The organism is Paenibacillus sp. S-38 (assembly GCF_049942825.1).
Classification (GTDB): domain Bacteria; phylum Bacillota; class Bacilli; order Paenibacillales; family NBRC-103111; genus Paenibacillus_G.
Window position 1 is genome coordinate 4852299 of the sequence record NZ_CP187970.1, and the last position, 23139, is coordinate 4875437.

Genomic DNA, 23139 nt, shown 5'->3' on the forward strand with positions numbered 1-23139 from the left:
CAGGATGGAGGACTGTTCTTTGGCCACCTGCTGCATGAAGGCCGTGATCTCCGACTCCGGTTCTACAACAGCCCGCGTAGCAACCGTACTGACGAACATACCGACCGTCTCTTTCTCCTTGCGGGTCGTCCGGTTGGCATAGGCGGTGCCGATGGCAATATCGCTGCCCCCGGTCACTTTATGCATATAGATGTAGAAAGCCGCCAGAAAGAACGTGAAGAGGGATACCTTGTGTTCCTCGCAGAAGGCCTTCACTCCCCGGTAAGCCTCCTCGGAGATTTCCGCTGTTTCCCTGGTGGATTCCGTACTCAGCGTAACGGGGTTATAAACCTTCCAGCCTGTGATTTCAGGCAGTGTCCGGAACTTCTCGTACCAGTACGTCTTATCCTTCTGATACCGGTCGGAGGCTTCATAGTTCATCTCGGATTGGACGAACTCAAAATAAGAAGCGTTCCATTCCGGTCTGCTCTCTTCCGGATTTCCCTCCTGTTTGCTGATGCGCTCATACAGCTCCGAGATCCGGTTGACCGAAAGAATCATACCTACCCCGTCGGTCACGATATGATGCATTTTGAAGCTGTACCAATATTCGTCCGGACGGATCTTCAGGAGAACGATCTCATACAGGTCCGCCTCCACCATAGCCATGGGTCTGCGAATCTGTGCCTGCACCCATGCCTCTGCCTGCGCCGCCGCTTCTGCTTCATGTGAGAAGTCAAGCAGCTCGAATTCCCTCTCCACAAATGCTTCCACATATTGATAAGGGCTGCCGTCCTTCACGGTCATCTTCATCCGGAAAGCGTCGCTGGCTTCGATCACTCCGTTGATCGCCCGTTTGAGAATGCCGAGATCCACGGCCCCCGTCATTTTCACCGTTACTGTAACCGTGGACAGACTGGTGTCCGGATAGAGCTTCTCCGTATACCAGATCCGCTTCTGGGGCTGCGTCAGGGGCTGATAGTTCAAGGCAGTCGGCATAACCGTTGTGTTCTCCGATTCACGAAACATCGTTGTACGCTCCCTATTCTCCAAAATGTAATCTATGGGTCAACCGTTTCTTGTCACAAGCTTACGGCAAGCTCAGGCGGTTTCTTCCGGAATTGCAGATGATACAGGTCCGCATACTGGCCCTCCATGGCCAGCAGCTCCTCATGAGTCCCTTCTTCCTGCACCCGGCCTTCCGCAATGACGCAAATCAGGTCCGCATTCTCTACCGTGCTGAGCCGGTGGGCGACGACCAAGGTCGTCCGGCCTTTCATCAGCACCTGCAGCGCCTGTTGGACTTCATGCTCCGATTCGGCGTCGAGGGCCGATGTCGCCTCGTCCAGCAGGAGAATCGGCGCGTTCTTGAGCAGCGCCCGGGCAATGGCGATCCGCTGGCGCTGGCCGCCCGACAGGTTGGCTCCCCGCTCGCCGACCGGGGTATCGTACCCCTGCGGGAGCCCGGTGATGAAGCCGTGGGCATAAGCCGCCCGGGCCGCCGCCTCCACTTCGGCATCGCTGGCATCCGGCAAACCGAAGCGGATGTTGTCTGCGATGGTCCCCTGGAACAGCGTCGCTTCCTGAGGGACGTAAGCTATCTGCTCCCGGATCTCCTGCAGCGTACAGCTGCCGGCAGGCCGGCCCCCGAGCCAAACGATACCGCTGTCCGGCGGATAAAAGCCGAGCAGCAGCTTCACGACCGTACTCTTGCCGCCTCCGCTTGGTCCGACCAGCGCCGTTACGGTGCCTTCGGCCAGGGACAGCGAAAGCTTCTTCAGGATGGGACGATGGGCCTCGTAGCCGAAGGTCACATCGGTTAACTGTACCGCAGCCTCCAGCCGGACCGCCGTCTTCTCCTCGGGCGACGGCAAAGCCTGCATCGCATGGCGCTCCGATTCAACCGGTTCGGCGAGCACTTCCCGGATACGCGTTAACCCGGCATACGAATTCTGCATCATGGCAACGGAGGTCCCGAGACTTAGGAACATCACGGCGATTCCGCTCTGCAGCTGTACAATCTGGCCCAGCACCCCAAGCTCGAGCTGCCCCGATGAGACCATCAGCAGACCGATGAGCAGAACTCCCCCCAGACTCAGGAACTGGATCAGGAAGTTCCCCGCTTCGAGCAGACCGGCCTGATGCCCCTGCCGGATGCCCGAGCGGCTAACCGCAGCGATCGCATCCTGGCTGAGCCGTCCTGCCCGCTGCTGCAGACCGAACAGCTTGATGACCTGCAGGCCGGCGATCAGGTCGCCGACCCGCTCCGTCAGGACTCCCATCTGCGCCTGCAGTTCGTCACTCACCCGGCGCAGAGGCTCTGAGAAGCGGGTGTTGAGCAGCACCGAGAAGCCGCCCAGCGCCAGCAGGACTAGAGCAAACCGCCAATCGATGATGAACACCACGACCGCAGACCCGATAAACAGAAGGATTTGCGACACAATGGATTTGATATGCTCGGCATACGTCATCTCGATCGACTGGACATCATTCGTGATGCGGGAAAGCAGGTCGCCGGAGTGGCGGCTTTCGGCCGACCGGTAATCGATCCGGGCGATATGCCCGAAGAGCTCCGTGCGGATCTCGCCCATCGTGATCTTGATGCACTTCAGGAACAGGTAATTACAGATCGGCGACAGGATACTGAGCACCCCTACCGTTCCGCAGACCAGATAGACGGCCCGCTGCAGCTCCGACGGATCCCGGTGTACGGCATAATTGAGCAGGTACTGGATTACAAATGAGAGCAGGATGGCCAGTGCCGCACTGACGAGACTCTCGCCGATCATCCCCGCATAGTAGGTGCGGGCCCGCGGTTTCATATAGGCCATGAGCTGGCCGAACTCAGCGTACGCCTGCTTGAAGGACACGTCCTCTCCCCCTTTCCGCGCCGGCTGTATGAATATCTGTCTCTTTCTTCTTCTCTTCCTCTGTCTCTACGGTTTGGACGTTCTGGTACATGGACAGCTTGCGGTAAGCCCCGTCCCTGCCCATCAGCTCCTCGTGTGTGCCGCTCTCGACGATCCGCCCCTGCTCCATCACCAGAATGCGGTCCGCCTGCTTGATCGTGGAGAGCCGGTGGGCGATCACGATGACGCTTCGGCCCTGCATCAGGCGCTGAATCGCCTCCTGCACCCATGCCTCCGACTGCATGTCAAGCGCCGAGGTCGGCTCATCGAGCAGCAGCAGCGGAGCGCTCTTGAGCAGCGCCCGGGCAATCGCGATCCGCTGCTTTTGGCCGCCGGATAAGCCTCCGCCTCTCTCGCCAAGGACCGTTCCGTAGCCGTCCGGCATCCCGGCGATGAACTCATGCGCACCGGCTGACCTTGCCGCTTCCACGATATCTTCGAGCGAGGCTCCCTCCCGGCCCGAGCCGATGTTCTCCGCTATGGTGGCCGGGAACAGGTAGGATTCCTGAGCGACCAGGGCCATCCGGGCTCTCAGCTCCTGCAGGTTCCACGCTTCGAGCGGCCGGCCTTCGATCCGGATCGTGCCCGAATCCGTCTGGGGTTCATAGAAGCCGCACAGCAGCTTGATCAGCGTGCTTTTGCCGCTGCCGCTCCCGCCGACGAACGCGAGGGTCTCGCCTTTCTCCAGCCGGAACGAAACATCCCGGAGGGCCGGTGTTTCCCCGTCATAGGTGAACGTGACGCCGTCGAACTCCACTGCCGGGGTATCAGGATCGGCTGCGGGCGCTTCCACTGTGCCGTCCTCCCGCTCCGAGGGCCAGTCCAGCGCTTCGAACAGCCGCCGGGCCGCTCCGGAAGCTTCCTGGATCTGGGCGCTGAGCACCGGCATGAGGCTGACCGGCTGCAGCACGAAATTCAAAAGATAAACGAAAAGCACGATGCCTCCCGCATCCAGCTCGCCCTGCTCGATCAGATGTCCGCCGTAGACGATGACGAACACGATCGGGGAAGCCAGGAACAGGATGGCCAGAGGGCCGAGCAGCGCATACCGTTTTTCCAGCCTCAGGCTCAGGCTGACCGCTTCAGCCATCAGCGCGCTGTATTTTCGGTAGAACGCCGCCTGCATATTGAAAGCCTTGATGATCGCCAGGCCGCCGATCGCATCCTGCGCCATGGCGCTCAGCCGTCCGATGCTCTCCTGAAGCTGCTCCGAGAACGACTGCATCGGCTTCGTCAGTAGCGTCGTCAGGACCATCCCGAGCGGCAGCAGCACCAGGGTGGAGAGCACGAGCTTCCAGCTGGTCATCAGGAGGATAATGAAGGCGGCGAGGAATACGACGGGAAGGTAGAACAGATTGGCGAACTGCTGGATGAAAAAGTTCTGCAGCACGGCCGTGTCGTTCGTCAACCGGGAGACCAGGTCCCCGGTGAACCTCCGTTCCACTTCGGATACCGGAAGTGACGTGATCTTAGCTGACCACTCGCTCCGCAGGTCCTGCAGTGCCTTGACGCTGAAGCGGGCTGAAGCATATTTGATGGCGTATCTGCAGGGCATACCGATCAGGATCATCAGCGCAATGATCGCTACGATTTCGCCCGGCGGACCGATCGTCCCGTCGATCATCCGTTCAATGAGCTTGCCGAGCACGATGTCGATCGCCGCCAGCCCCAGGGAAGCGATGACGGTCACGGCAACCCATAACGAGTATGGTCGGACATACCGTACGAGCCGCCCGAAGACGGGTTTTGGTTTTGAGTTTGGTTCGGATGTGGATTTGGGGGTGGACAAGGGATGTTCCTCCCATCGCTGTAAGGCTCGATGTCGTTGTTCCGGGCAGGCCGGCAGAGGTAAGCCAGCCGTCCAGCCGGGTCCGCTCTTAACGGGATCGCCGTTCGTCGGAGCTTATGTTGAAGTGGCATTACTACAGGGTCTATGTATTCCTCCGCAGCCCAGCAATGTGAATTGCCGGATGCGGAGGAAATTCAAACGGGGGTTCCTTACGGTTATGTGATGATAGTTTGCTGTGCGGCTGCATGGCTGTGTAGTATGGCGAAGATCAGGATACGGTTGAGTTCGCGGTCCGTCCATACGGATGCAGCGCAGGTGTGAACTCGGATCATACTGCAGATTTGGGGGGAGAATTAATGTAGGCTGCGCTGGAGATTAGGTTGTCACCAGCAGTTCCTGGGTCTCCTGGGAGATGACCTGCTGCATGCTCGACTTGATGATGCTGCAGCCGGCGGCCAGGTGCTCCATCGAGACGGTAAGCGGAGGCATGATCTTCAGCACGCGATCGCCTCTTCCGGCTCTCTCAATGATCAGCCCGTTCTCGAAGCAGAGTTCCGTCATCCGCTTCGCTCCTGCTTCATCCGTGAAGCCCGAGACGTCAATGCCCCAGATCAGGCCGAGTCCGCGGATTTCGATGGACGGATGCAGCGGCTTGATTTCTTTGTCGAGGAACGTGTGCACGTAGTCTTCCTTCTGCTTCACCTGGGCTTCCAGGGCCGCTCTGTCCCGGAACTCAAGTGCGGCCTTAGCTGCCACAAAAGCCAGCTGGTTGCCCCGGAAAGTACCGTTGTGCTCGCCCGGAGTCCAGAGATCGAGCTCCGGCTTCAGCAGCAGGAGGGACATCGGCAGGCCATATCCGCTGATCGACTTCGACAGGGTGATGAGATCCGGCTCGATTCCCGCCCTCTCGAAGGAGAAGAATCCGCCCGTCCGGCCGCAGCCAACTTGAATCTCGTCGGTAATGAGCAGGATGTCGTGCCTGCGGCACAGCTGCTGCAGTCCGCGGAGCCACTGCGCATCCACAACGTGGATTCCGCCTTCGGCTTGTACGGTTTCGAGCAGGATGGCGGCCGGCTTGTCGATGCCGGAGTGCGAATCCGTCAGGATGTTCTCGATATAGCCGAGTGTATCCATACCTGCGAACGCCCCGCTCGGATGGGGCATGAACGTAATTCCGTTGAGCGGAAGGCCTGCCCCTTCTCTCATGGACTTGGAGCTGGTGGCCGATAGGCTGCCGAGCGACATGCCGTGAAAGCCGCCCATGAAGGCGAATACCCCGGTTCTCTTCTTCGCCTTGCGCGCAAGCTTCAAGGCTGCTTCCACTGCATTCGTCCCCGTGGGGCCGCAGAATTGAAGCTTGTAATTCAGATTCCTCGGCTCCAGGATCTGCTCCGAGAAGGTCTGGATGAACTCCCGCTTCGCCGAGGTATACATATCCAGGCCGTGCATAATCCGGTCGGAGGTCAAATAATCGAGTATCCGGTCTTTAATATAATCGTTGTTATGTCCGTAATTCAGTGCGCCGGCACCAGCAAAAAAATCAATATATGCTCTGCCGTCCTCGGAATACAATAGATCCCCCTTGGCCCGGTCGAATACCACCGGAAAACTTCTGCAGTAGGATCTTACGTTGGATTCTAGCTTTTCAAATATGCTCACGCGCTTCATCCTCCATCGGAATTTGGGATAAGGTCTTTATCGTTCGTTCTAAACCTCCAAACGCGATGCTGCAGAACCCTCTCGGATGTGAAATTCCGTGATTCGCTTTTGTCGTCTCCCGCATGCCGGCCTGCTGTGTCGCCAGTGGACTGGTCTTTCCGTGCATAGCTTGACCGGGATTAAATCAACTCCAATCCCACGATCTAACATAAAAGGGAAGGTGCTCCATGTAGGATTATATCAAGATTTCTGAAGATGTATAATAAAGCTTTAGTTAAATTTGGGCTTCCCGACAAACGGATTTAATAATTTGACGAAAAAAAGGGGGGAATGGGAGCAGCCACCGGAAGTGGTTACCATGAATCAGGGGAATTCGACTCTAGTCGACATTCGTGCGGAGCCGGAACATGATCATAGATATCTTCCCTCTAAGCATTCTCTTCCTGTTCTTCAATTCCTTGTGCTTAACGATAACTTAACATAAACCTGACGGCTCGCTGGATATCTGGCTGGATGTTTAACTAGCTTGGTACTCGGCTGAATGCCTGCCGGATACATAGCTGGATACTTGGCCGGATGCTTAGCTGGATGCCTGGCTGGATACCAGCTGGAATCTGGCCGGATACCTGGCCGCAGCGTCCACCTGTATGGCATTCGGTCCCAGGAGCGGCTCCGTACAGTGCCCCACCGCTGCCACTTGCACTTCCCTGCACGCAAAGAGCCGGAGGGATGGGTTCCTCCGGCTCTCGGCTTGATGACAATTTTATTTGGTCGTTGTAACCGTCCCGACCCGGCCGGCCAGCTCCTGCAGATCCTTGCCCTGCAGCGCCCCTTCGACCAGCTCCGCCAGCCGGTCCGGCGTGCACGCGAAGCAGGGGATGCCGAAGGCGGCCAGCTTCTTCGCCACCTCGGCATCGTAGGACGGCACCCCGCTGTCCGACAAGGCAAGCAGGCAGAGCACCTTGACGCCGGCCGCGCGCATCTCGCCCATCCGGCGGATCAGAGCGGCCTGGTTGCCGCCCTCATACAGGTCGGAGATCAGCAGGAAGAGCGTCTTGCCGGGCTCCGTGATGAACTGCTCGCAGTACGCGACCGACTTGTTGATGTCCGTGCCGCCGCCCAGCTGGATGCCGAACAGCATATCCACCGGATCGTCCGCACACTGCGCGCTCAGGTCCACCACCTCCGTATCGAAGACGACGACCCGCGTATCCAGCGCCGGCAGCGAAGCGAAGATCGACCCGATGACCGAAGCGTAGATGACCGAATCGGCCATGGACCCGCTCTGGTCGATGTCGAGAATGACTGTCCACTCCCGGCTCCTTCGAGCACGGTCGAAATAATGGAAGCGCTCGGGTATCAGCCTTTTGCTCTCCCTGTCGTAGTGCTTCAGGTTGCTTGTGATGGTCTTCTTCCAGTCCATCCCGCTCAGGGAAGGCAGCGGCGAATGCTGCCTGCGGTTCAGGGCTCCGGTTACTGAACGGCGGATTTCATTCTCCAGCCGCTTCGCAATGTCGTCGACGACCGCCCTCACCAGCTGGCGGGCCGTGTCCTTGGTTTTCTCCGGGATGCTTCCCTTCAGCGCCATCAGCGTTGCCACCATCCGGATATCCGGCTTCACCTGCGAGAGCAACTCCGGCTCGAAGAGCAGCTGCGTAAGGCCCTTGCGCTCCATGGCATCGGTCTGGATCACCGAGACGACATCGCTCGGAAAAAAGCTGCGGATATCCGCCAGCCAGCGGGCAAGCCGCGGAGCGGACGGGCCTAATCCAGCCGACCTTCTCCGGCCGCTGTGGGGGTCATCGTCTTCGCCTCCGAAGCCTCCCGAGGTGCCGTCATAGATCGCCGCCAGCGCCTCGTCCATTAGCTGCTGATCCCGGTCCAGCAGCGGTTCACCGCCGCCCAGTCCGCACAGCCGCTCCTCCGCCGCCTCGCCCAGAATCAGACGCCAGCGGCTCAGCTGGTCCTTCCGATCCTCCGTCATTTAGAGATCACCGAAATCATACTCGTTAAGTTCACTTAACATCCCTCTCTCTTCTTCCGTCAATGGTTCCTGAAGCTGCTCTCCGGCCGCTGCGTCCGAGCCCCACAGCATGCCGAGCAGGTCGGCCACAGCCGCCTTCTCCCGCGGCTCGAACGCCCCGAACGCCCGCCTCAGGAACACCAGGGAGCGCCGGAATGGCTCGGGCTCGAGCGATCCGATGTACTCGTCCAACCGCGCCCACAGATCCGAACGGGACAGCAGCGCATAGCGGTTGCGCATCGACAGGCCCTCGAACCAGCCGGCGCCGAGATCCGCAGGAATGCCGGGAGACAGGCGCCGGGACACCTCCTGCGAGCATTGCTCGGACGTGACGAGCCCCCGCTCCAGCAGAATCGCGAACGCATAGCCGGACAGCTTTGCATTCCGGTCATCCCGCGAAGCGAGCTCCCACAGCTTCCGTACCCACTCCGCGTCGTTCACCAGCTCCGCATGATCCTGCGATACGCGGTGCATCGCATTCATCGCGGACAGAATGTCTCCACCCGCCTCCTCGCTGCAGGCCGCCGCATCCGTCAGCAGCAGCGCGCCGCGCAGGAACAGCTGCGAGAGCAGCGGCTCGAGCGACTCCGTGCGCACCCGTCGCAGGTCGCCATAGCCGATGAGCACCGACAGCTTCGACAGCGCCGCGGCGATGGGAGCGAAGCTGCCGGCTTCCGCGGCCAGAGCCTGAAGCGTGATCCGGCCGGCCTCCATCGCTTCGGGCAGGCCGCACACGCACGCTTCCTCGATGATCGACGACGCCTCGGCCAGGTCCGTGCAGTGCTCGAGCCTCTCCGCCAGCACGAAGGCGCAGGCGAGCTCGATGGTCTCGCCCTTCAAGGTGGACTCGACGATGCGGATCTCCGCTTCCGGCGTCCACTGGAGCACCCAGTGCTCCGCCCAGGTTGCGGCGTCCTGCCGCACCCGTTTCTTGGCGGCAAAAGGAACCTCGAGCAGCCGCAGCCGGTGAAGGAAGGTCGAACGGCTTAAGTCCAGGAACGCCGCCGCCTCCGTCTTCACCCGGCGGTTCTCCCGCAGGTCGAGCTCCAGGTCCGCGGCGACGGCCGACTTGTACTTCTCCAGCTTGAGCCGCTTCAGGTGGCGGTTCATGTCATCCTGCACCGGCGTCTGCGAGACGCCCTCGGGCAGCTCGCCGATGCGCGTCCCGATATCGGCATGGGCCAGTGCCTCGGCCACCGGAGAGAGCTCGCCATAGCCGAAGGCGACCACCGCGGCGTCGCGGAGCTCGCTCCACGTCGGCTGGGAGGCACCGCGCAGGGAAGCCAGCGCTCCCGCCAGCCGCACCGCTTCAATGACCGAAGCCGTCGAACGGTAGGTCCCCGACTCCCGCAGGCGGCCCGCGATGCTGGCCAAATACCGGGCCGGCAGGCCGCCGAGGTCATCCTGCAGCAGGCCGTCCCACATCAGCTCGAAATAGGCCGGAGCCGGGTTCCCGGCCCCGTAGCCCGAGTGCGATGAGAGCCTGTAATACGAATAGGGCATGAGCGTCAGCCGGGTGGAGACCGCCGGCAGCTTCTTCAGCTCCCTGTCCGACATCGGCGGCAGAGCCGCATCGAGTCCGGTGACATGGTAGGCTCCCACCACGACAACAATCCGCTCCGCCGGGATGCCTTCCTCCATGACCGCTGCAATGCGGCGGCGCATGTAGGCTTCCCGTACGGCATTGACGGACGCTTCGTACGGGTCGGCTTCACGCTCCTCGTCCTGCAGGAGCCCGCGCATCTCCGCCGAGAAGCGGGCGATGGCCTGTCTATATCCCTCCGTGCCTCCCTGGTGCTCGAAGTACCGCTCCCAGTAGCTCTCGTAGTCCGGTTCCCCGGCCAACTCGGCCGCCTGCTGGTACAGGCCGCGGCCCCTCCGGTAGAAGTCGTGCCGCCGGTCCGCGGCTGCTGCGGGAGCATCCGCCGCGGAAGCATCGGCAGGCTCTCCGACCGCCTCAGGACGCTGCTCTCTGCGCAGGGCGTACAGCGGCACCGAAGCCGTGGTCGGCAGGTCGATGAATTCGGCCCGCGCCCCCTGCTCCGCCGCCCAGAGCAGGGCCTGATACTCCGGCGAATACGCGGCGAACGGAAAGAGCAGAGTGCGCACCGGCACCTGTTCCGTATAAGCCAGCAGGGCCACAGGCGGCTTCACGCCTGCGCGCACCAGTCCGGGGATCAGATCTGTGGCATCCGACGGCCCCTCGACAAGCACCGCCAGCGGCTTCACTTCATCCAGCAGTCGGCGCAGATGATAGCTTCCTGCCGGGGACAGGTGGCGGATGCCGAAGATGTGAATGTCCTTTATCCGCTGTGCAGGCGCAGGGCTCATCCGTTCATCTCCCGGCAGGCGCTGTAGAGGCTGCGCCATTCCGAGCCGCGCTTTTTCATGACGTTCTCCAGGTATTCCTTCCATACGCCGCTGTCCTTGTCCTCATCCTTGACGATCGCGCCCTGCAATCCGGCGGCCAGATCCTCCGGCTCGATCGTTCCGCTGCCGAAGGATGCCGCCAGGGCCATCCCGTTCGTGAGCAGGGAGATCGCCTCCGCCGTCGACAGGACTCCGCTCGGCGCCTTCACCTTCTCCTTGCTGTCCAGGGTCACGCCGCTGCGGAGCTCGCGGAAGATCGTCACGACCTTGCGCACCGCTTCCTCCTCCGGCAGGGCCGCCTTCAGCTCGTAGTTCGCGGCGATCTCGCCGACGCGCTTGCGTACGATCTCCACTTCCGTCTCAAGATCGGCCGGTGACGGCAGCACGAGAATATTGAAACGCCGCTTGAGCGCGGCGGACATGTCGTTCACCCCGCGGTCGCGGGTATTGGCCGTGGCGATGATCGAGAATCCACGCTCCGCCGGCACTTCCCGCGCCAGCTCGGGGATTGAGATCGTTTTCTCCGACAAAATCGATATGAGCGCATCCTGCACCTCGGAGGCGCAGCGGGAGATTTCTTCAAAGCGGGCAATTCCGCCGCTCTCCATCGCCCGGTAGATCGGGCTCTTGATGAGCGCCGCATCCGAAGGGCCGTTCGCCAGCAGCATCGCATAGTTCCAGGAGTAGCGGATCTGCTCTTCGCTCGTGCCCGCCGTGCCCTGAATCACCTTGGACGAATCGCCGTGGATCGCCGCCGTCAGATTTTCCGACAGCCACGACTTGGCCGTCCCCGGTTCGCCGATCAGCAGCAGCGCCCGGTCCGTCAGCAGCGTGGCGATCGCGATCTCCACCAGACGGCGGTGCCCGATATATTTCGGCGTGATGTCCACGCCGCCGGCCCGGCCGCCCGTGATGTAGGTCAGCACCGCCCGGGGCGATAGCTGCCAGCCCGCCGGTCTCGGGTCCCGGTCTTCCGCTTTCAACGCTTCGATCTCCGCGGCATAGAGGCGCTCTGCAGGCAGGCGCAGTACATTGTTCGTCTCACTCATGATTCGATTCCCTCTCCTTTGTCGGCTTCGCCTTTTGGTCCATGTTCCTTATTGCGGGCATACAGCGCCGCTTCCTCCAGCGCCCGCCGGATGCCCTCGTTCTTCGCCTGCGCCGCCAGCTTCTCGAGGCGGCCCGAGGAAGAAGCGGGAAGCTCCTGCAGCAGCCGCTGCAGATCATAGTCGATATACCACCAGGAACCGGCAAGCGTGCGCTGTTCGATGACGTGCAGCAGCTGCTCGGACGCCGGTGCCTTATCCATGCGGAAGAGCGCCGTGAGCAGCGGAGCCGGATTGTTCCCCCGCCGGCCTCCCTGCGACTCCAGCTTGGCGAGCAGATAGTCGGTCGCCTCCCGATCAGGAGCCTCGGGTACAAAACGGCATACGAGCTCCTCCTCATCCAGCCGGATGAACAAAGGCAGCCAGCGCTCGTCCCAAGGCTGGGAAGCCCGGGCTTCACGATATCCGTCCCCGATCCGGGAGAGGCCCGTGGTCAGCCGCCTGATCGTCTGCAGCAGCTCCTTGGCTGCCGCTGTGTTCTTCTCCTGCAAGTACGGCGCGTACCGCTCATACACGGCTTCGGGAGGAAGCCGGCGCAGCGCGGCCCGCAGCGCGAACGAGATCAGCCCGTGGTTCCACTTGTCATGAAGCGATTCGACAAAGCCGAGCGCCTGCGGATCCCCTGACTCCAGCAGGTGGGCAGCCGCCTCCTCCTGAATCTCTTCCGTCTCTCTCTTCATGAAGTGCGGCGACTCCAGCAGCTTCTGCAGGAAGGAGAGAACCTCCTTCTCCCGCTTCGTTCCGAGGCTGGAGACGACCGCGGCCATCCGGGTGATGAGCCCTGCTTCCGGCTTGTCCGCTCCGCCGAATTCGGCAAGTAGGCTCTCGGCGTGAGCGAGCACCCTTGCCATTATGTCCGGGTCCCGGGACAGCCGGAAAGGCTCGACGGCTAGCGGCGCATCCTTCTCCGAGGCCAGGCACTCCATCAGGCGGTCCGCCGCCTTCGTTGACGGGATGCGGGCCAGCGCCAGCAGCGCCGCTTCCCGAAGCTCTTTGCGCCGGCTGCGGCTGGCTTCCAGCAGGGCCGCTTCCTGGTCTTCGTAATCGCCGAGGATGCTTGCCGCCGCGATCTGCAGCTCCGCGGCTCCTTCCGCCAAGGCCGTCAGATACAGCGAAGGATCGCCGGGCCCGCGCAGCCGGTGGATGGCAAGCAGCCTCCGGCCGTCGGCTTTGCCTCCCTGCAGGTTCAACTCCCTAAGCAGCAGCGGAACCACCCGGGCGCCGATGGCCGGCAGCACCTGCTCCTGCACGAACTCCGCGGTCTCCGTGTAGCTGTCCTCCAGGGCGATGACGGCAGGACGGTGGGAGCGGATATCCTCGAACAGCCCTTCCTCGAGGGCGCTGCGGATGAGCTCCAGCCGCCCGGGCCCCCTTTCCGTCAGCGCGTCGATCAGGGGCTTCAGCTTCCGGTAGGGCACATGCGTCGTGCCTGTGGGGATGTCGGCAACAGCCTCCCTGAGTTCGCCCGGCGCACCGGTCCGGCCCTGCGTATACAGCACGGCATGCAGCAGCGTGCCCAGCTCGAGCAGTCGGCCGGGAGAGCCTTCAGCATCCGAATCGACTAAGGCCCGCACGCCCTCCGCCAGGCGCCCCAGGACGGGAGCCGCGTCTGCGAGCTTCTCCAGCTTCGGCTGCAGGGCACGCAGCCGGAGGTCGCCCGCGGCCATGCCGCTGCCGGCGATAAAGAGCCTGCGCACTTCTTCGTGCAGCTCGGTCAGCACTTGTAGACTCATGAGCCCTTAGTCCCCTTTTCTTCGATGTGGGTTCGGTTCTGGTTAGTAAGCAAGCCGGATCACACCCCCTGCCGTAATGAGGCTGAGCGGCTGGACCAGCAGGCTTCCGGTGGACCAGTCGTGGCTGAAACGGACCAGCACCGCCCCCTCCCGGGTCCAGGCGGCATCAAGCTGGGACAGGAGCACGGTCGTCGCATGTCCGAAGTCAGCCGTATCCGACAGCGGTAACCGCCTTCCCTGCTCGTCTTCGATCACGAAGGAATCCTCTGTCCGTCCCAGCCGCGCATAATGCAGCAGCAGGACCGGATGCTTGTCTGCCAGCGGGTGCTTGATCTGGTTTTTGACGGTCTTGAGCGCATCGGCATACGAACGGAGCGCATGCGATCCGGCCGCGGCATAGTCCGCAGCTTCCGGCTCCCTCATCGTCATGTCCTCCCAGCGGATCCGCCGGTTCAGCCCGCCGGGGTAGAGGAAGAGCTCCTTCGTCTTAACCGCGGCGGCGACCGTGTCCTCTTCCTTAATGAATTTGGCCGCCTTGAACGGCCTGTAATGGCGGGTCACGCCGATCCGGCCGCTGCCGAGCTCGATCCAGGCGCCCTCGTCGATGTGCTCGCCGCGGGCGGTATCCGCGTAGGACCGGAAGGAGAGCTGCAGCAGGGAAGCGTCCCGCTCCAGAAGGCCCAGCTCCCTCAGCTCGGCGGTCTGCCACGCATGGCCCAGCTGTTCTTCCAGGGCGCTGTCCGTGTCCATCGGCAGCTCCGGGTTCTCCACCCTCGCCTCAAGGTACTCGCGGCTCCGCCTGGTCAGCGTATGGAGTCTCAGGAGCCGGTCCATCACCTGCGTGTAGACCCCTTCGCGCTCCTTGGCGCCTGCCAGGATCTCCAGGAGCTCGCGGAACTCCGCCTGGACGCCGGGAATGTAATAATTCCCGAGCTCCTTGGCCTGGTCGCCGAGCAGCTTCAGCGTCTTGGCGTCCAGGGAGGCCAGCCCGTGCTGTACGCTCTGGCGGACCAGCTTCTCCAGCAGGCCGATGCCCTCCAACTGGGCGGCCCGTTTCTTCGCGAGCGCCGCCTTGCTGCTCTTGCGCTTGGCCGGCGGGGCCGCTGAAGGGTCGGCGGCCGCTTCTTTCTTTTTGGCTTCGCGCTGGTACGCCTTCTCCCGCTTCTCCGCTATATCCTGCGGGATGCTCTCGACGGAGAAGGTCTTGCCCGACGTATACGCATACATTAAGCCGAGAATATGCTTGCAGGGGAACTGCCTGCTCGGACATGAGCACCGGTACACCGGGCTGTCCTCCTGGATCCAGTCCGCCGAGCACCGGTATGGCTCCTTCCCGCTCCCCTTGCATTCACCGAAGAGCAGGGTGCCGTCTTCCGAGCGGCACAGCTTCGGAAAACTGTTTTTCTTCACGAGGTCCCTGCCGTTCTTGATCGCTCCCGCGTTCAAGGCGGCCGAGTCCACGTATGCTTCCGTGATGGTTACCATGGTTGTGCTGCTCCTAACGTTTCGGATGAAGGAAAGGAATCTCCCTTTTTGGATTCCACAAGAGATCGCGGATTTCCTTTATTATGGAGGAAAAATAGGCCAAAATGCCGAATACACGTTTGGGTAACCATGCAGAATCGTTGAGGGGAGAAAATAACATGGACACGTACCGCTTTCCGATCGGCCCATTCCAGGAGGTGCCGAATCCTTCGCCGGATCAGCGCAGGGAGTGGATGGAAGGGATCATGGGACTTGCGCCCGCACTGCGGCTGGCCGTGCACCCTATGACGGAGGCGCAGCTGCTCACTCCCTACCGTCCCGGCGGCTGGACGGTGCAGCAGGTCGTTCACCACATGGCGGACAACGACATGAACGCCTTCCTGCGATTCAAACGCGCGCTGACGGAGGACAGCCCGGCGGCCGGGACCTACCGCGAGGATCGATGGGCGGAGCTGGGCGATTACCGGATGCCCCTCGATCCTTCGCTGGCGCTGCTGGAGGCCGTCCATCAGCGGTTCGCCGCGCTTCTGCTCACCCTGCAGCCGGCGGACTATGCGCGTTCCTTCGTGAGTCCCACGTACGGAGCCCTGAATCTGGACACCGCGCTGCAGCGGTTCGTCTGGCACAACCGGCACCACACTGCGCAGATCGCTTCGCTCAAGGCGCGGATGGTTTGGGCGTAAGCCGCTCTGCTGAGCGTCCCTTCTGGAATACACGCACGGGGCCCCGAGCTGGACACCACACTGCAGCGGTTCGTCTGGCACAACCGGCAGCACACTGCGCAGAACGCTTCGCTCAAGGCGCTGATGGGCTGTAAGCGACCGGACGGACGATCGGGTGGACATGCAAAAAGCCGCTCGGTTGAGCGGTCAATTGGAAGAAGGGCAGTGTACCGTGATTTACGTACAGGGCTCAACGGAAAGAAATCGAAATAGCGGAAATACGATGCGTTATGTGTCTTTTTGAGGCTGCCATTTCAAAAATAGAGGAACTGAAGTTCGCTATTTTCAGAATCAGGCTGTTTTTCGGTGCATCAGCGGGCCATAAGGCATCTGAGTTCCTTTATTTTAAAATAAGTGGTACTCGCCGCCGGTTAACAAGGTCCGACTTCGCTGCAGAGCAGCCGGTTTTTTTGTCCGAACACTCCATTCGGCCAGCCTGCTTCTTCCGTACAATTTTCAGCGCAGACTATCCGCCATACTAGACCGGGAACTTTCCTGCGCAAACCACCCGCCGTATTTCTCCGACCCCCATGCTGTGCAAAGCTCACGCCACAACTCGTCCATACACTTTGCCACGGAGGCTGCTCCTGCTTCATCCGAGTACTACAAAGCGCAAACTTCCTGCTACCCCCGGCACATCTACTATGCAGACCGACCTGCTTCCTCCCTGCGCCCTACAATCCAGACTTCCTACTTCATTCTAGCACTCTACTATGCGAGTCACCTATGCAGCTTCCTATCGCGAACTGCTCACTTCACGCTCCCCTTGTACGAGTGCCGGGCATTGCACGGATTGAACGCCCGGCTGCCGTCCTCTCTGGGGAGGGCTCCATTGAGATGCGCATCCTTCCGGGCGTAGTCTCCTTGATGGAGCGCGCCCGCCAGCAAATTCTCGAGTTAAGGAAGCCGCTCGAAGATGGCATTCTCATGATCATTTCTGGCTCGCAGCTCGGGATGCCGCTCATACAGCTCCTGTGCCAGCTTCCGAGTTATTTTTCGCGCCTCCGGCACCTCTAAGTTCCGGATCTCCGCACGGTAACGGGGGATGGCATCCACGAGATATTTTTGTTCTTCCCGCCATGGTTTGGACATACCGTTCGTCTCCTCTCCTAATGAACACCACATAAAGCATCGGTGCGGGCGTAGCCTCATCCCAGCACAGACTGCCCTGCCTCATCCCAGAGGACTGCCCCGGGCAGCCCCCTGCACACAGCATAGCGGAGGCGGCACGAGCACCCGCCCCTGCCTCCCCCGCTACCAGCGGATGCTCTCCACGAGCCGGCGCATCTCCTCCTGCTCCTCCTCGCCGATCCTCCAAGTGCGGATCTCTTCCAGGAGCTGCGCGCGGTTCGCATAGCCCTTCGCCACGCCGTTCAACCGGGCCGGCAGGGTGCCGTTCACGAGGTCCTCATGCGTCGGGAATAGAACTGTGAGCTTCTTTACCGCATCGGGGTACCGCTTCAAATAATATTTCTGATGCCGGTCCTCCGCCGGGTAGAAAGCCTGGAAGGAAGCGATCTCGGTCGCCGGTCTGCCTCTGCCCTCGGCCTCCCGCCTCTGCATCACCTGTTCGATGACCTTCCGCTGCCCCTCGTCCCGAAACAGCATAAGCGACAGGTACTGCCGGCCTTTGTAATCGTTGATATTGTCGGGGTTGTGCCCGTTCCAGAACACATCCAGGATCGTCTCGAGTGGAAGCCGGCTCTCGTCATAGACCACCTCGACCGTCTCGGTGTGATCCCCAAGCTCCCGGTAGCTCGGCGTGTCCGTCGTCCCTCCCGCGTAGCCCACGCGGGTCCGGAGCACGCCGGGAAGCTGTCCGAAGAGGGCGTCCGGGCTCCAGAAGCAGCCCATGCCCAGGGTGATGGCGTTCAAGCCGTTTTCGGTTTGCATGGCGTCATCCCTCCTCCAGGTCGATTGTACCATCCCCGCCCGCCGTATCCCAAGCCGCTTTGAACGCAGAGACGGCCGGATACCGGAGGGACCTGTCCGCCTGCACGGCACGCAGGGCTACTGCGTACCGCGCTTCTCCCGCCTCCCACAACGCCGGCGAACGGTCCCCTCCCCCGCCGCCGGCGAGCGCAAAGGCCATCGCCCCCATGGTGAACACATTCGTACATCCGTCAATCTCAGCGCCAAGCACGTATTCCTCCGGAGACATAAACCGCGACGAGCCCCACAGCCTCCCCACCGGATTGACGAAAGGAACCTGCTGATACACGTCGATGTCGCAGATGGTGAGCCCCCCGCCCGCGTAATCGTACAAGAGGCTGCCGTCATAGAAATCGACCGCGGCATAGCCCTTCTCCTCCACATGGGCATGGAACTCGAAAATCCGGCCGAGTGCGGCAAGCCGGTCCCCCAGCGGCAGCCCCTTGAAACGCCCCATGGCTTCCGCTCCGCGCAGCCCTGTCCCCTCCTGCCACTGGAACACGGCGGCGTATCCGAAGGGCAGCTCGATCTCCCCCATCCACTTGACGAGATACGGGTGTGCGAGCTTCTGATACAGCACCGTGGCAGCCCTTAGCCGTGTCACGGCCTCACAGGCCTCACCGCTGAAGCACACGGGCTTCGCTCCCGCATATTTGATGAACAGCTTCTCTCCATCGCGCAGGACGCCGAAGCTGATATTGCCGGAATCCTGCCGGTCGAACACAGCGAAGACTTGTCCGAGCTCCCGCAGCCAGCCGAAGTCATGCGCTTCCCTCAGCTCGAACGTCACCTCATCAATCTCATACCTCACAGTCCCGTCCGCCATTAGCAGCCTCCTTTATAGATCAAGTGCATGGAACAGGAACGGACTTCCCGACAAAAAATGCTTCAGGATCGCCTGCGCATAAGGCTGCTCCGCGCGGAGCCCTCCAGCCTCTCTCGGATCCGGCGCATGATGGCTGTAATTCTCGATCATGACCATCACCGTAAAATGCTCCAATGCAGGCAGCCAATGCTCCTCCAGGGGGCGCAGGCTCTCGTACCCCCGCAGCACAAGCTCCCTCTGTACGGGATGCAGCCCCAGGATCGTATGGGCGATATCATAGAGGAAAAAGCCGGACCCGCACCGGCCGAAATCGATCGCCCGCGGCTCGCCTTCAAGAAAAACAATGTTCCCCTGGTGGAGATCCCCATGGACGAATCCGTACGTGTCCCACCGCTTCTCCAGCTTGCCGATCCAGGAGAGGATCCGCTCGGCGGCGGCCTGGTACAGCTCGAACTCCGTCCCGGTCAGAAAACGGTCATGGTAAGCGGTCAGCCGGTCGAACGCCTCCCGGAAGCTCCTCTCCCCCCATACGGGCCGGTCCGGATGCCCTGCCAGCCCTGCCTCCTGCGAAGCCCGGTGAAGCCGGGCCAACAGGACGCCTTCCCGGAATATCTGCTCTTGTGTCAGCTTACCGGCTGCCGGCCCTCCCTCCACCCACCGCATCAGGGAAGCGCTGCACTGGTACCCGTCCCCCAGCTCCATGCTTACCGCCCTCTCACCGCTCCGTGCGGCAATACCCTGCGGGATGGGAACATCCAGCTCCTTCCCCCACAGCTCCAGGCACGCAAGCTCCGCATCGACGGCCTTCCGGTCGATACCCACATGGATGCGGAGCAGACACGTTCCCTCATTCCGCGAGGTGACCACGAAGGTGCAGGTTTCGGAAAGCGCCCCGAAGCGGATCTCCTCCCATTCCAGCCCATACTGCAGCAGCGCTTTCAGCGCCGCCTGTCTTCCCTGGGCCATTGCCAGCTCCAGGGCTGCCGACGAATTCATTGCCTCTTCCACTCCTTATCGCATCCGCGTAATCTCTCTATCCGCATAGTCTGTATCCGTATAGTCTGTATCCGCATAATATCTATCCACATAGTATCTCGATCCGCGTTCTATCCAGCTCCAGCCCATGTTCCCTTCAGGCCTCTCCGGCAAAACCAGAGCCCTTCGCCGCCCCACTACTGCCTCTAAAGGGTGCCATCCGCCCCTTGCTTCACGAGCAAAGCGCTGCGGTATTCCTGCGGCGAAGCCCCGCAGTATTTGCGGAACGCCTTGCTGAAATAATTCTGATCCCGGTAGCCTACCCGCTCACAGACGGTCTGAATCTTGAGCGCCGGGTCGCCCAGGAGCTCCCGCGCCTTCTCCATCCGGAGCTTCAGCACATATTCATGGATGCCCGAGCCGTACTGCTGCTTGAACAGCCGGTGCAGATGCTCCTTGCTGAGGTAGAAGCGCTCCGTCAGCGAGGCGATCGGCAGTTCCTCGTGGAAGCGGGCGTCAATATAGCTCCTCACCTTCGCGACGTCGAACTTCTCCGGAGGCTTGCTCCGCTGGAGCTGCCCGGTGATGAACCCTTCGAACCAGCCGGTCACCTGCTCCTCGAAGGCCTCGAAGCGCATGACCGGGCTGCGGAACAGCCGGTCGTATTCCGCCAGTGGCTCTCCGCCGGCCCTTCCGCTGTCCGCCAGCAGCTCCACAGCGAGCAGGCGGAAGTCCGCCAGTGCCTGAAGCATCATCTCCGCAGTGAAGCGCCCTCCCGCCCGCACAGCCGCAAAATACTGCCGCAGCACCCCCGCAGCGACCATCCCGCTTCCCATTTCGAGGGCGTGCTGCACTTTTTCCTTGACCGCCAGGACGGACAAGGCGGCCGTCCCCACGCCGGCTTCCGCCGCCGAACGCGTGCCTCCCCGCAGCAAATCCGTCTGCAGCAGGGACTCCCGGGCGCTGTGATACGCCTTGTCGAGCTCCGCGAGGCAGCACGGCTTCCCGCCCCAGGCGGCAATGCAGTCGAAGCCGAGGAAGGCCTGCAGCCGGGTAACTGCTCCCATGACGGCCTGCAGGTCCCCCGAAGCCCACGCAGAGACTTTGCCGGGAAGAATGACGACAAGCTCCTGTCCGTACCGGGCGCTCTTGAAGCTGAACGCCTCCCCGGTCGATTCCCCCATCAGCTCATTCACGGCATTGGTCAGTGCATAATAACAGGCGTGGTAATCCCCCTTGAACCTCTCCCGGCATACCTCTTCCAGGTTCAGGACGGACAGGACGAGAACGCGAAAGAGATCGTCCTGCCTCGTATTGACGAACTCCGCCAGCTCCGGGATCTCATGCAGCCTGCCGTTATGCCCGATGATCGCCGAGAAGATCGTCTCCTTCAGGAGCGGCACGGAGAGGTTGGAGAGGATCCCGTTCTCCAGCTCGCGTTTTCGCTCCAAAGCCTCAAGGTCAAGCAGCTCCACCGCCTTGCCGACCGCAGAGGCCAGCTCCTTTGCCCGGACCGGCTTCAGCAGGTAATCAACGGCTCCCGCTTGAATGGCGCTGCGCGTATAGGAGAAGTCGTCATATCCGCTGACGACGATGAATTTGGCGGCGCAGACGCTTCCCCCCTGCCTCATCAGCTCCACGCCGCCCAGCTGCGGCATTTTCATATCGATAAGGACGATCTGCGGCTGATGTTCCTCCATCATCTGCAGTCCGGCCAGCCCGTTGCCCGCCTCGAGAACCTCGGTAATGCGGTACTGCTCCCACGGTCCCAGCGCCCGGATGGCCCGGCGTGCCGGCAGCTCGTCATCTATGATTAAGGCTTTATACATCCACTGGCTCCCTCCCTGCACTCATGCCGATCTCCACTGTGGTCCCCTGTCCGGCTTCGCTCCGGATGTCCAGCACGACGTCTTCCCCGAAAAGCAGCCTAAGGCGCGAATGCAGATTTTTGAGCCCCAGGCTCTCGCCGTCCGCCCAGTCTCCTTCCGCGAAGCGCCCGCTCAGCTCGGTCAGCCGGTCCGCCGTGATGCCGGGGCCGTCATCCTCAACCTGAAGCATCAGCCTTCCGCTGCGAACTACGGCTGTAATGGTAATATGGATCTCCCCGATCATCTGCTCCAGCGCATGCTCCACCGCATTCTCCAGCAGGATCTGGAGCGTCATCCGGGGAATGGGGCAGCCGAGTGCCTCCTCCCCAACCCGCTCCTCTACCTGCAGCCGGTCGCCAAAGCGGGCCCGCTGCAGCACAAGGTAGTTGCGGATGTGCTCCAGCTCGTCGGTCAGCAGCACCTTCTCGCTGTCCCGAATGCAGTAGCGCAGAGAAGCCGCCAGGGCGTCCACCATCTCCTGGATCGGCTCCACCCCGCTGAGGATCGCTTCCGTCGAGATCGCCTGCAGCGAATTATACAGAAAATGCGGATTGATCTGCGCCTCCAGCGCCCGCAGCTTCGCATTTCGCTCATTGAGGAGCAGGACATACCGGTCGGCGATCAGATCGTTGATTTTGACTGCCATCTGGTTGAACTTCCGGGACAGGTGTGCCACCTCGTCCGTACCGCGGATCTCCAGCGACGGCTCGAAGTCGCCCTCCCCCAGCCGGCCGATATGGTGGTGCAGCTGCTTCAGCCGTCCCGTGATCGCATTGGCCGTTAAGACGGTGACCAGCACCGCGAGAAGGACGAAAGCGCTGCCGAAGGCGAGGTTGATGTTCCGGGCGTGAGCCGCTTCCCGGTTCAGCACCTCCATGGAAGTGACCTTGAGCAGCTTCCAGTGATACCGGTCGGAGATATGGTAGAGGAGCAGCTCTCCCTGGCCTTCGGTGCCGCCCGTCATCTGCACCCCGCTCCCGCCCGGACGAACCAGGCCGCGCAGTCCGGCCAATCTCTCCTCCGTCAATCCCCCGCCGCTGGAGTACACCAGCCGGTCGCGCTCATCCAAGAGGACTACCGCTTCCCCCTTGTCGTCGAAGAGATCATGAACAATCGGATCGAACTGCCTGCGGTTCAGCGTAATGGAGACCGCGGCCAGCGGGGTTTTGTCGGCAATATCGATGATAATCCGGTGGAACGTCAGCAGTCTGCCCTGGGATTGTCGGTCCTCACCGCCGCCTGCCGGCTCCAGGCTTCGGTACTTGGGGCTGCCGACCGCCTCCCGGTACCAGACCGCCGCTTCGGTCCGGTCATCGGTCCGCTGCTGCAGGGCTGGGGCCGAGCGGGAGATCGTGTACTCCTGCTCCGTGCCGGGCGTATACACCGTCAGCTCTTCCATATCGTCCCGGGAATAGAACCAGTTCTTGACCTGGTTCTGGATATAGAAGCGGCTCAGGTAGGCATCCGAATGCAGCTCATCCATGAACCGGCTGTCCCGGTGGGGGGACAGGGAGAGCTCGTCGATCTGGGCCAGGTAGCTGTCCAGGTTCTGGTTGACGAGCCGGAGCAGCTTCATATTGCTCGCGATATAATGCTCCCTTCCCGTGTCTACCGATTGCCGATAAGAGGTATAAGAGAGGAGGATGACGATGAAGGCGGCGATCAGCGAAAAGGACAGCACGAGTTTGTTGCGGAGCCGTCCGGACACCGTCCGGCCGATACGGCGCGCAATGGTCCAAGTCATGGCGAATTCTTCCCATCGT

At 61.6% G+C, this 23139-nt stretch carries 16 protein-coding genes (1 of these 16 cut by a window edge); 1 reads left to right on the top strand and 15 read right to left on the bottom strand.

What is annotated here, in order from left to right:
* From ACP26L_RS21275 to ACP26L_RS21315, 9 genes are all read right to left on the bottom strand, one after another.
* Window positions 1-1008, bottom strand: partial view of a non-ribosomal peptide synthase/polyketide synthase gene (locus tag ACP26L_RS21275; RefSeq protein ID WP_426446151.1) — the start only. It extends 26325 nt beyond the left edge of the window; 1008 of the gene's 27333 nt are visible here — the first part of the coding sequence; the start codon lies at window positions 1006-1008; the stop codon falls past the left edge of the window.
* 53 nt (window positions 1009-1061) lie between these two features.
* On the bottom strand, window positions 1062-2849 hold the full coding sequence (locus tag ACP26L_RS21280; RefSeq protein WP_426446153.1) for an ABC transporter ATP-binding protein: 1788 nt from the start codon (window positions 2847-2849) through the stop codon (window positions 1062-1064).
* Complete coding sequence (locus tag ACP26L_RS21285; protein WP_426446154.1) at window positions 2824-4677, bottom strand: ABC transporter ATP-binding protein; 1854 nt, start codon at window positions 4675-4677, stop codon at window positions 2824-2826. The genes ACP26L_RS21280 and ACP26L_RS21285 overlap by 26 nt, the downstream gene beginning before the upstream one ends.
* A 375-nt stretch (window positions 4678-5052) precedes the next feature.
* Window positions 5053-6336 (bottom strand): diaminobutyrate--2-oxoglutarate transaminase, encoded by a 1284-nt coding sequence (gene ectB / locus ACP26L_RS21290; protein ID WP_426446156.1) that lies wholly within the window; start codon window positions 6334-6336, stop codon window positions 5053-5055.
* Window positions 6337-7099: 763 nt separating this feature from the next.
* Window positions 7100-8320 (bottom strand): VWA domain-containing protein, encoded by a 1221-nt coding sequence (locus ACP26L_RS21295; protein ID WP_426446158.1) that lies wholly within the window; start codon window positions 8318-8320, stop codon window positions 7100-7102.
* Window positions 8321-10690: a DUF5682 family protein gene (locus ACP26L_RS21300; protein WP_426446160.1), complete on the bottom strand. Its 2370-nt coding sequence runs from the start codon at window positions 10688-10690 to the stop codon at window positions 8321-8323.
* Window positions 10687-11778, bottom strand: coding sequence for an AAA family ATPase (locus ACP26L_RS21305; protein ID WP_426446161.1), 1092 nt, complete (start codon window positions 11776-11778; stop codon window positions 10687-10689). The genes ACP26L_RS21300 and ACP26L_RS21305 overlap by 4 nt, the downstream gene beginning before the upstream one ends.
* Complete coding sequence (locus ACP26L_RS21310) at window positions 11775-13568, bottom strand: hypothetical protein (protein WP_426446163.1); 1794 nt, start codon at window positions 13566-13568, stop codon at window positions 11775-11777. Before ACP26L_RS21310 ends, ACP26L_RS21305 begins: the two co-directional genes overlap by 4 nt.
* 42 nt (window positions 13569-13610) lie before the next feature.
* Window positions 13611-15053: an SWIM zinc finger family protein gene (locus ACP26L_RS21315; RefSeq protein WP_426446165.1), complete on the bottom strand. Its 1443-nt coding sequence runs from the start codon at window positions 15051-15053 to the stop codon at window positions 13611-13613.
* A gap of 158 nt (window positions 15054-15211) precedes the next feature.
* On the opposite strand from ACP26L_RS21315, the gene ACP26L_RS21320 reads away from it, so the two are divergent.
* Window positions 15212-15736, top strand: coding sequence for a YfiT family bacillithiol transferase (locus ACP26L_RS21320; RefSeq protein ID WP_426446167.1), 525 nt, complete (start codon window positions 15212-15214; stop codon window positions 15734-15736).
* 936 nt (window positions 15737-16672) lie between these two features.
* On the opposite strand, the gene ACP26L_RS21325 is transcribed toward ACP26L_RS21320, so the two are convergent.
* The 6 genes from ACP26L_RS21325 to ACP26L_RS21350 all read right to left on the bottom strand — a co-directional run bounded on the left by ACP26L_RS21325 (window position 16673) and on the right by ACP26L_RS21350 (window position 23120).
* A complete protein-coding gene (locus tag ACP26L_RS21325; protein WP_426446168.1) occupies window positions 16673-16867 on the bottom strand; it encodes a hypothetical protein in 195 nt (64 codons plus the stop codon).
* 162 nt (window positions 16868-17029) lie between these two features.
* Window positions 17030-17668: a peptide-methionine (S)-S-oxide reductase MsrA gene (gene msrA / locus ACP26L_RS21330; RefSeq protein ID WP_426446170.1), complete on the bottom strand. Its 639-nt coding sequence runs from the start codon at window positions 17666-17668 to the stop codon at window positions 17030-17032.
* A gap of 4 nt (window positions 17669-17672) precedes the next feature.
* Complete coding sequence (locus ACP26L_RS21335) at window positions 17673-18533, bottom strand: serine/threonine protein kinase (RefSeq protein WP_426446172.1); 861 nt, start codon at window positions 18531-18533, stop codon at window positions 17673-17675.
* A gap of 12 nt (window positions 18534-18545) precedes the next feature.
* Window positions 18546-19529: a phosphotransferase enzyme family protein gene (locus tag ACP26L_RS21340; protein ID WP_426446174.1), complete on the bottom strand. Its 984-nt coding sequence runs from the start codon at window positions 19527-19529 to the stop codon at window positions 18546-18548.
* Window positions 19530-19714: 185 nt separating this feature from the next.
* On the bottom strand, window positions 19715-21337 hold the full coding sequence (locus ACP26L_RS21345; RefSeq protein WP_426446176.1) for a response regulator transcription factor: 1623 nt from the start codon (window positions 21335-21337) through the stop codon (window positions 19715-19717).
* Window positions 21330-23120, bottom strand: coding sequence for a cache domain-containing sensor histidine kinase (locus tag ACP26L_RS21350; protein ID WP_426446177.1), 1791 nt, complete (start codon window positions 23118-23120; stop codon window positions 21330-21332). The genes ACP26L_RS21345 and ACP26L_RS21350 overlap by 8 nt, the downstream gene beginning before the upstream one ends.
* Between the last annotated feature and the right edge of the window lie 19 nt (window positions 23121-23139).

Bases quoted from the DNA above. Each gene is read 5' to 3' on its own strand.
- ACP26L_RS21295 (WP_426446158.1), bottom strand. From the start codon at position 8,320: ATGACGGAGGATCGGAAGGACCAGCTGAGCCGCTGGCGTCTGATTCTG.
- ACP26L_RS21300 (WP_426446160.1), bottom strand. From the start codon at position 10,690: ATGAGCCCTGCGCCTGCACAGCGGATAAAGGACATTCACATCTTCGGC.
- ACP26L_RS21305 (WP_426446161.1), bottom strand. From the start codon at position 11,778: ATGAGTGAGACGAACAATGTACTGCGCCTGCCTGCAGAGCGCCTCTAT.
- ACP26L_RS21310 (WP_426446163.1), bottom strand. From the start codon at position 13,568: ATGAGTCTACAAGTGCTGACCGAGCTGCACGAAGAAGTGCGCAGGCTC.
- ACP26L_RS21315 (WP_426446165.1), bottom strand. From the start codon at position 15,053: ATGGTAACCATCACGGAAGCATACGTGGACTCGGCCGCCTTGAACGCG.
- ACP26L_RS21320 (WP_426446167.1), top strand. From the start codon at position 15,212: ATGGACACGTACCGCTTTCCGATCGGCCCATTCCAGGAGGTGCCGAAT.
- ACP26L_RS21325 (WP_426446168.1), bottom strand. From the start codon at position 16,867: ATGTCCAAACCATGGCGGGAAGAACAAAAATATCTCGTGGATGCCATC.
- msrA (WP_426446170.1), bottom strand. From the start codon at position 17,668: ATGCAAACCGAAAACGGCTTGAACGCCATCACCCTGGGCATGGGCTGC.
- ACP26L_RS21335 (WP_426446172.1), bottom strand. From the start codon at position 18,533: ATGGCGGACGGGACTGTGAGGTATGAGATTGATGAGGTGACGTTCGAG.
- ACP26L_RS21340 (WP_426446174.1), bottom strand. From the start codon at position 19,529: ATGAATTCGTCGGCAGCCCTGGAGCTGGCAATGGCCCAGGGAAGACAG.
- ACP26L_RS21345 (WP_426446176.1), bottom strand. From the start codon at position 21,337: ATGTATAAAGCCTTAATCATAGATGACGAGCTGCCGGCACGCCGGGCC.
- ACP26L_RS21350 (WP_426446177.1), bottom strand. From the start codon at position 23,120: ATGACTTGGACCATTGCGCGCCGTATCGGCCGGACGGTGTCCGGACGG.